1 protein-coding gene and 1 pseudogene are annotated in these 1,544 nt (G+C 64.9%); both read right to left on the reverse strand.

Features of this window, described 5'->3' with window-relative positions; genetic code table 11:
- Positions 1-875 (reverse strand): annotated as a pseudogene (locus tag NKH19_RS33235) (tartrate dehydrogenase); the annotation flags it as partial.
- Between the two features lie 10 nt (positions 876-885).
- A partial coding sequence (locus NKH19_RS33240; protein ID WP_352983930.1) for an aldehyde dehydrogenase family protein occupies positions 886-1,544 on the reverse strand: 659 nt, incomplete at its 5' end.

A 1,544-nucleotide genomic window follows, 5' to 3' on the forward strand; every position in this document is an offset into this window, starting at 1 on the left:
ATATGGTGGCGATCGGGTTGGCGATGCCGAGATGGGCGATGTCGGGCGCGGAGCCATGCACCGGCTCGAACATGGACGGCGCCGAACGGTCGGGGTTGATGTTGGCGGAAGCGGCGTAGCCGAGCCCGCCCTGGATCGCCGCGCCGATATCGGTCAGGATATCGCCGAACAGGTTCGAGGCGACGACCACATCGAGGCTCTCCGGCGCCATGATCATGCGCGCGGCAAGCGCGTCGACGTGATAGCTGGTCACGTCGACGTCCGGATAATCCGCAGCCAGCTTTCGCGTAATCTCGTCCCAGAAGACCATCGAGTATTTCTGCGCATTGGACTTCGTGACGGAGGCCAGCTTGCGCCGCCGCGACCGCGCCTGCTCGAAGCCGAAGCGCAGGATGCGCTCGACGCCGGCGCGGGTGAAGATCGAGGTTTCGACAGCGACCTCGTCCAGCGTGCCTTGATGCACGCGCCCGCCGGCGCCCGAATATTCGCCTTCGGTGTTTTCGCGGATGCACAATATGTCGAAGCTCTCGGCCCGCAGAGGGCCCTTCACGCCCGGCAACAGACGGTGCGGCCGGATGTTGGCATATTGCACGAACGCCTTGCGGATCGGCAGCAGGAGACCGTGAAGCGAAACGGAATCCGGCACTTCCGCCGGCCAGCCGACGGCGCCGAGAAGGATGGCGTCGAAGCCGCGCAAGGTCTCGATGCCATCCTCGGGCATCATGCGGCCGGTATCCTTGTAGAATTTACAGGACCAGGGGAACTCCGTACCCGTCAGGGCAAAGCCGGCGTGTCTGGCCGCCGTCTCCAGCACTGTCCAGGCGGCGGTGGTGACATCGCGGCCGATGCCGCAGGGCGATTGAGTAGGACTTCATCGGCATCTCTTCACAGGCTGATCAGGACGCTCTTGGTCCTGCGATTGGCAAGATACGCGTCGCGGCCGAGGTCCTTGCCGATGCCGGAGCGCTTGTAGCCGCCGGTCGGCAGGATATGGTCGCGCGAGCGGCTGTAGCGGTTGACCCAGACGGTGCCCGCTTCGAGCTTGCGTGCGAAGCGGATGGTGCGCGAGAGGTCGGTGGTGAACAGACCGGAAGCCAGCCCGTAAGTCGGATGGCTGGCCAGCGCCAGCGCCTCTTCCTCGGTCTCGAAGGTCTGAACGGTCAGGACCGGGCCGAAGATTTCCTCGATGATTGCAGGATTGGCCTGGTCGACATTGGTGATCAGCGTCGGCTCGTAGAAATAGCCGAGGCTGTCCATGACGTTGCCACCGGTCAGGCATTCGGCGCCGGCCTCGACCGCGGCCTTGACGATGCTGTCGATACGCGCGCGCTGCCGTTCTGAGATGATCGGGGAATATTGTGTCGCCTCGTTCCAGGTCGGGCCGGGCCGCACAGCTTTCATCCGCTCCAGGATGGAGGCCGTCAGCCTGTCGGCGACGCTCCTCTCGACGATCAGGCGCGTGCCGGCCACACAGGCCTGGCCGGCATTGAAGGTGACGCTGCCGGCGATGGCCGTCGCCGCCTTGTCCAGATCGGCATCGGCAA

The organism is Mesorhizobium sp. M1338 (genome assembly GCF_040318045.1).
Taxonomy (GTDB): domain Bacteria; phylum Pseudomonadota; class Alphaproteobacteria; order Rhizobiales; family Rhizobiaceae; genus Mesorhizobium.